General features: G+C 50.6%; 7 protein-coding genes. 6 read left to right on the forward strand and 1 reads right to left on the reverse strand.

The window, feature by feature from the left end:
* Positions 1–113 precede the first annotated feature (113 nt).
* The 4 genes from lolB (at position 114) to dauA (ending at position 4,490) form a co-directional block, all read left to right on the forward strand.
* On the forward strand, positions 114–737 hold the full coding sequence (gene lolB, locus OQV04_RS16705) for a lipoprotein insertase outer membrane protein LolB (RefSeq protein ID WP_023307921.1): 624 nt from the start codon (positions 114–116) through the stop codon (positions 735–737).
* Positions 737–1,588 (forward strand): 4-(cytidine 5'-diphospho)-2-C-methyl-D-erythritol kinase, encoded by an 852-nt coding sequence (gene ispE, locus OQV04_RS16710; protein ID WP_001260332.1) that lies wholly within the window; start codon positions 737–739, stop codon positions 1,586–1,588. Before lolB ends, ispE begins: the two co-directional genes overlap by 1 nt.
* 150 nt (positions 1,589–1,738) lie before the next feature.
* Complete coding sequence (gene prs / locus OQV04_RS16715; RefSeq protein ID WP_001298109.1) at positions 1,739–2,686, forward strand: ribose-phosphate diphosphokinase; 948 nt, start codon at positions 1,739–1,741, stop codon at positions 2,684–2,686.
* A gap of 124 nt (positions 2,687–2,810) precedes the next feature.
* Positions 2,811–4,490, forward strand: a complete 1,680-nt coding sequence (gene dauA / locus OQV04_RS16720; RefSeq protein ID WP_072007280.1) for a C4-dicarboxylic acid transporter DauA — start codon at positions 2,811–2,813, stop codon at positions 4,488–4,490.
* 54 nt (positions 4,491–4,544) lie between these two features.
* On the opposite strand, the gene ychH is transcribed toward dauA, so the two are convergent.
* The gene (gene ychH, locus OQV04_RS16725; protein ID WP_000823885.1) at positions 4,545–4,823 is read right to left on the reverse strand and encodes a stress-induced protein YchH; all 279 of its coding nucleotides are present in this window, start codon (positions 4,821–4,823) and stop codon (positions 4,545–4,547) included.
* 277 nt (positions 4,824–5,100) lie between these two features.
* On the opposite strand from ychH, the gene pth reads away from it, so the two are divergent.
* Positions 5,101–5,685 carry an aminoacyl-tRNA hydrolase gene (pth, locus tag OQV04_RS16730; protein WP_000152933.1) on the forward strand — a complete coding sequence of 195 codons (585 nt, stop codon included), beginning with the start codon at positions 5,101–5,103 and terminating at the stop codon, positions 5,683–5,685.
* Between the two features lie 116 nt (positions 5,686–5,801).
* Complete coding sequence (gene ychF / locus OQV04_RS16735; RefSeq protein WP_032280772.1) at positions 5,802–6,893, forward strand: redox-regulated ATPase YchF; 1,092 nt, start codon at positions 5,802–5,804, stop codon at positions 6,891–6,893.
* Positions 6,894–7,436 lie beyond the last annotated feature (543 nt).

The raw sequence follows: 7,436 nt of genomic DNA on the forward strand, positions 1-7,436 counted from the left end.
CCGAAAGCCGTTAGATTCTGGCAATTAAGACAACTTGAACATAGACGATAGCGGACGGTAACGCTAGCATTAAGGGTTATAACTGCAACGTATCTCAAGGACTTGTCATCACTATGCCCCTGCCCGATTTTCGTCTTATCCGCCTGCTACCGCTGGCTGCTCTTGTGCTCACTGCCTGTTCCGTTACCACGCCCAAAGGTCCTGGCAAAAGCCCGGATTCGCCACAATGGCGTCAGCATCAGCAAGACGTGCGCAATCTTAATCAGTATCAGACTCGCGGCGCGTTCGCTTATATTTCTGACCAACAAAAAGTGTACGCCCGCTTTTTCTGGCAGCAAACCGGCCAGGATCGCTACCGTCTGCTGCTCACTAACCCATTGGGCAGCACGGAACTGGAGCTGAATGCTCAACCGGGTAACGTGCAGTTAGTCGACAATAAAGGTCAGCGTTATACCGCCGATGACGCCGAAGAGATGATTGGCAAATTGACTGGAATGCCAATTCCGCTCAACAGCTTGCGCCAGTGGATTTTAGGTTTACCGGGTGATGCAACCGACTACAAACTGGACGACCAGTACCGCCTGAGCGAAATTACCTACAGCCAGAATGGCAAAAACTGGAAGGTTATTTATGGTGGTTATGACACCAAAACGCAACCTGCGATGCCAGCCAATATGGAACTCACCGACGGTGGTCAACGCATCAAGTTAAAAATGGATAACTGGATAGTGAAATAATGCGGACACAGTGGCCCTCTCCGGCAAAACTTAATCTGTTTTTATACATTACCGGTCAGCGTGCGGATGGTTACCACACGCTGCAAACGCTGTTTCAGTTTCTTGATTACGGCGACACCATCAGCATTGAGCTTCGTGACGATGGGGATATCCGTCTGTTAACGCCCGTTGAAGGCGTGGAACATGAAGATAACCTGATCGTTCGCGCAGCGCGGTTGTTGATGAAAACTGCGGCAGACAGCGGGCGTCTTCCGACGGGAAGCGGTGCGAATATCAGCATTGACAAGCGTTTGCCGATGGGCGGCGGTCTCGGCGGTGGTTCATCCAATGCCGCGACGGTCCTGGTGGCATTAAATCATCTCTGGCAATGCGGGCTAAGCATGGATGAGCTGGCGGAAATGGGGCTGACGCTGGGCGCAGATGTTCCTGTCTTTGTTCGGGGGCATGCCGCGTTTGCCGAAGGCGTTGGTGAAATACTAACCCCGGTGGATCCGCCAGAGAAGTGGTATCTGGTGGCGCACCCTGGTGTAAGTATTCCGACTCCGGTGATTTTTAAAGATCCTGAACTCCCGCGCAATACGCCAAAAAGGTCAATAGAAACGTTGCTAAAATGTGAATTCAGCAATGATTGCGAGGTTATCGCAAGAAAACGTTTTCGCGAGGTTGATGCGGTGCTTTCCTGGCTGTTAGAATACGCCCCGTCGCGCCTGACTGGGACAGGGGCCTGTGTCTTTGCTGAATTTGATACAGAGTCTGAAGCCCGCCAGGTGCTAGAGCAAGCCCCGGAATGGCTCAATGGCTTTGTGGCGAAAGGCGCTAATCTTTCCCCATTGCACAGAGCCATGCTTTAAGCCGGGCAAGCTGAGTTTCGGTGACAACGTCACCTTGTTCCAGACGTTGCATCGCGCTCTTTAATACACCGCCTGGAAAGGATCATGCCTGGCCCGCACAGTTTTCGGCAGATTCTTTCCACCAATGGACGCATGCCTGAGGTTCTTCTCGTGCCTGATATGAAGCTTTTTGCTGGTAACGCCACCCCGGAACTAGCACAACGTATTGCCAACCGCCTGTACACTTCACTCGGCGACGCCGCTGTAGGTCGCTTTAGCGATGGCGAAGTCAGCGTACAAATTAATGAAAATGTACGCGGTGGTGATATTTTCATCATCCAGTCCACTTGTGCCCCTACTAACGACAACCTGATGGAATTAGTCGTTATGGTTGATGCCCTGCGTCGTGCTTCCGCAGGTCGTATCACCGCTGTTATCCCCTACTTTGGCTATGCGCGCCAGGACCGTCGCGTCCGTTCCGCTCGTGTACCAATCACTGCGAAAGTGGTTGCAGACTTCCTCTCCAGCGTCGGTGTTGACCGTGTGCTGACAGTGGATCTGCACGCTGAACAGATTCAGGGTTTCTTCGACGTTCCGGTTGATAACGTATTTGGTAGCCCGATCCTGCTGGAAGACATGCTGCAGCTGAATCTGGATAACCCAATTGTGGTTTCTCCGGACATCGGCGGCGTTGTGCGTGCCCGCGCTATCGCTAAGCTGCTGAACGATACCGATATGGCAATCATCGACAAACGTCGTCCGCGTGCGAACGTTTCCCAGGTGATGCATATCATCGGTGACGTTGCAGGTCGTGACTGCGTACTGGTCGATGATATGATCGACACTGGCGGTACGCTGTGTAAAGCTGCTGAAGCTCTGAAAGAACGTGGTGCTAAACGTGTATTTGCGTACGCGACTCACCCGATCTTCTCTGGCAACGCGGCGAACAACCTGCGTAACTCTGTAATTGATGAAGTCGTTGTCTGCGATACCATTCCGCTGAGCGATGAAATCAAATCACTGCCGAACGTGCGTACTCTGACCCTGTCAGGTATGCTGGCCGAAGCGATTCGTCGTATCAGCAACGAAGAATCGATCTCTGCCATGTTCGAACACTAATCGAACCCGGCTCAAAGACCCGCTGCGGCGGGTTTTTTTGTCTGTAATATCCATTTGTATGACCTATGCCTCCTTCACCTGCCATTTAGTTGACAGATGATGCGCTCACGGATGAAACATTATTGTGAACAAAATATTTTCCTCACATGTGATGCCTTTCCGCGCTCTGATCGACGCTTGCTGGAAAGAAAAATATACTGCCGCACGGTTTACCCGTGACCTGATTGCCGGGATAACCGTCGGGATTATTGCTATCCCGCTGGCGATGGCGTTGGCTATTGGTAGTGGTGTGGCACCCCAGTACGGTTTATATACCGCAGCTGTTGCGGGGATTGTCATTGCTCTGACGGGTGGGTCACGCTTTAGCGTTTCCGGTCCGACTGCGGCATTTGTGGTAATTCTCTATCCCGTGTCGCAACAGTTTGGACTGGCAGGACTGCTGGTTGCGACCTTGCTGTCGGGGATCTTTTTGATTCTGATGGGTCTGGCACGCTTTGGTCGCCTGATTGAGTATATTCCGGTTTCCGTCACCTTAGGTTTCACCTCGGGTATCGGGATCACCATCGGTACCATGCAGATTAAAGATTTTCTCGGTCTGCAAATGGCCCATGTCCCGGAACATTATATACAAAAAGTCGGTGCATTATTTATGGCGCTGCCGACCATTAATGTGGGTGATGCTGCCATTGGCATTGTGACGCTTGGCATTCTGGTTTTCTGGCCGCGTCTGGGCATTCGTTTACCTGGCCACCTTCCGGCCTTGCTGGCTGGTTGCGCGGTGATGGGGATTGTTAACCTGCTCGGCGGACATGTTGCAACCATCGGTTCGCAATTCCACTACGTCCTGGCCGATGGTTCTCAGGGTAACGGTATTCCGCAACTGCTGCCGCAACTGGTGCTGCCGTGGGATCTGCCTAATTCAGAATTCACGCTAACCTGGGATTCTATTCGCACACTGCTGCCTGCGGCATTCTCAATGGCAATGCTCGGCGCAATCGAATCTCTGCTCTGCGCCGTGGTGCTGGATGGTATGACCGGGACGAAACACAAGGCGAATAGCGAACTGGTTGGACAGGGACTGGGGAATATCATCGCTCCGTTCTTTGGTGGTATTACCGCTACCGCTGCCATCGCGCGTTCTGCCGCTAACGTCCGTGCCGGGGCAACTTCCCCTATCTCGGCGGTGATCCACTCTATTCTGGTTATTCTTGCCCTGCTGGTACTGGCACCGCTGCTCTCCTGGCTGCCGCTTTCCGCTATGGCAGCCCTGCTGTTGATGGTGGCGTGGAACATGAGTGAAGCGCATAAAGTGGTCGACTTGCTGCGTCATGCACCGAAAGATGACATCATTGTCATGCTGCTGTGCATGTCGCTGACCGTGCTGTTTGATATGGTTATTGCCATCAGCGTGGGGATCGTGCTGGCATCGCTGCTGTTTATGCGTCGTATCGCACGTATGACTCGCCTGGCACCGGTAGTCGTAGATGTTCCAGACGATGTCCTGGTTCTGCGCGTTATTGGCCCGCTGTTTTTTGCTGCTGCTGAAGGCTTATTCACGGACCTGGAGTCACGTCTTGAAGGCAAACGGATTGTGATTCTGAAGTGGGATGCCGTTCCGGTACTTGATGCTGGTGGTCTTGATGCGTTCCAGCGTTTTGTGAAGCGTCTGCCCGAAGGATGTGAACTGCGCGTGTGCAACGTGGAATTCCAGCCACTGCGCACTATGGCTCGCGCAGGCATTCAACCGATCCCGGGACGCCTCGCGTTCTTCCCGAATCGTCGCGCGGCGATGGCGGATTTATAAGTACGAGATTGACCAGTCAGCGCAAACTGACTGGTCAGCAAACTGCATTATTTGTTAGCTATGACGGCGATTATCGCTACGGCGGCAACGTTTGTCATAGTGGCGAACCCACCAGTAACGGTCGCACACCTGTTCATGCCCACCAACACGGGCACCCGCCAGCCAGAGAATGGCACCGACGAAAATACTTAGCACTGCACCATGTGCGAAATACTGGGGCATATTAAACTGTGGTAACTGGTTGAGGATTGAATACCCCACGCCGACCACCATTACCACCAGACCCAACCCCATGAGCACGTTACCGAGTAACGAAGCGTTTTTGCGTTTCATATGTCACCTCCGGAACTTTCTGGGTTGTAACAGGGAATACCCCTCTTCCTTATGTGTAAAGTATAGACAACACCCTGTGGGTTATGTGCGGGCGTGATCACAATTACAACCCTTATTTCAACAAAACTTTACAAATAAACGCCTGAACACCTTTACTTTCTAATAGTCCACTCAGGCAATTATTACGTTATCTGCATTTGATACGCAGTTTTTTGTCAAGCGGGGCCGCAACCAGTAAACTACGCGCCAGTTATGTACACACTCAGGACAAAAAAACGTGACGATTAAATTGATTGTCGGCCTGGCGAACCCCGGTGCTGAATACGCCGCAACGCGACATAATGCTGGTGCCTGGTTCGTTGACTTACTGGCAGAGCGTTTGCGCGCTCCGCTGCGCGAAGAGGCTAAATTCTTTGGTTATACTTCGCGAGTCACCCTTGGAGGCGAAGATGTTCGCCTGTTAGTCCCGACTACATTTATGAATCTCAGCGGCAAAGCCGTTGCGGCGATGGCCAGTTTTTTCCGCATTAATCCGGACGAAATTCTGGTGGCCCACGACGAACTGGATCTGCCTCCTGGCGTCGCCAAATTTAAGTTGGGCGGTGGCCATGGTGGTCACAATGGACTGAAAGACATCATCAGTAAATTGGGTAATAACCCTAACTTTCACCGTTTACGCATCGGAATCGGTCATCCGGGCGATAAAAATAAAGTTGTTGGTTTTGTGTTAGGCAAACCGCCTGTTAGTGAACAGAAGTTAATTGATGAAGCCATCGACGAAGCGGCGCGTTGTACTGAAATGTGGTTTACAGATGGCTTGACCAAAGCAACGAACCGATTGCACGCCTTTAAAGCGCAATAAGTCGTTGTCTGCGGCATTTTTGCCGAGTGCCGTGTATAATAGGCAAAGTTATTTCCATTTCTGCAATCTGTTAGCAATAACAGGTTGATTATTAAGATATTAAGGTGATTTAAATCATGGGATTCAAATGCGGTATCGTCGGTTTGCCCAACGTCGGGAAATCTACCCTGTTCAACGCGCTGACCAAAGCCGGTATTGAAGCGGCCAACTTTCCATTCTGCACCATTGAGCCGAACACAGGCGTCGTACCAATGCCTGATCCTCGCCTGGATCAACTGGCTGAAATCGTAAAACCGCAACGTACGCTTCCCACGACCATGGAATTTGTCGATATCGCCGGTCTGGTAAAAGGCGCATCGAAAGGCGAAGGTCTGGGTAACCAGTTCCTGACCAACATCCGTGAAACCGAAGCGATCGGTCACGTTGTTCGCTGCTTTGAAAATGACAACATCATTCACGTTTCCGGCAAAGTTAACCCGGCTGACGATATTGAAGTTATCAACACCGAACTGGCGCTGGCAGACCTCGACACCTGCGAACGTGCGATTCATCGCGTACAGAAGAAAGCCAAAGGTGGCGATAAAGACGCGAAAGCTGAGCTGGCGGTCCTGGAAAAATGCCTGCCCCAGCTGGAAAACGCAGGTATGCTGCGCGCGCTGGATTTAAGCGCTGAAGAGAAAGCGGCTATTCGTTACCTGAGCTTCCTGACGCTGAAACCAACAATGTACATCGCCAACGTCAACGAAGACGGTTTTGAAAACAACCCATATCTTGACCAGGTGCGTGAAATCGCGGCGAAAGAAGGTTCTGTTGTGGTTCCGGTTTGTGCTGCTGTTGAAGCAGACATTGCCGAACTGGACGACGAAGAACGTGACGAGTTTATGCAGGAGCTTGGGCTGGAAGAGCCGGGCCTGAACCGTGTGATCCGTGCCGGTTATAAGCTGCTGAACCTGCAAACTTACTTCACCGCTGGGGTGAAAGAAGTGCGTGCATGGACCATTCCGGTTGGAGCAACCGCGCCGCAGGCAGCGGGCAAAATCCATACTGATTTTGAAAAAGGCTTTATCCGTGCACAAACCATCTCGTTTGAAGATTTCATCAATTACAAAGGTGAACAAGGCGCGAAAGAAGCAGGCAAAATGCGTGCAGAAGGTAAAGATTACATCGTTAAAGATGGCGATGTGATGAACTTCCTGTTCAACGTCTAATTAATTTGTTGTCTCATGAGGTTTCGCTAAATCTCATGAAGAGCGCAAAAGTATATAAAATCCACGCAATTGCGTGGATTTTTCATTTCACCGAGTCCTAATCATTCTTGTAACATCCTACACTTTTGTGCTTATTGCCTACAGTGAACCACCAGAATAATTAAAGACATCAGTGTTCAGATGACGGATATCTCATTAGTAGTGATATAACGTAAGTTTTTGTTCCACTACACATCACCCCCTTCACAGCTGATCAATATTGATCACGCTCCAATATGCTGGCGAGAAAAGGACTTACCTGAAGGGTAATATCCCGCAGATAAAGTCCCCGAATAATGAGATTATGTGCGATCCTGGCAAGATGAAAATGATAACCAATAGCACGATAATAACGATATGCCAGAAAAATCATTGATCAAAAATGAATATCGATGTTTTTTGCTTTTTCTTATTAGTAATGCAAAAATGGGTGATGCTGCCAACTTACTGATTTAGTGTATGATGGTGTTTTTGAGGTGCTCCAGTGGCTTCTGTTTCTATCAG

Origin of the sequence: Escherichia sp. Lx600-2, assembly GCF_036662595.1 — a bacterium.
GTDB classification, from domain to species: domain Bacteria; phylum Pseudomonadota; class Gammaproteobacteria; order Enterobacterales; family Enterobacteriaceae; genus Escherichia; species Escherichia coli.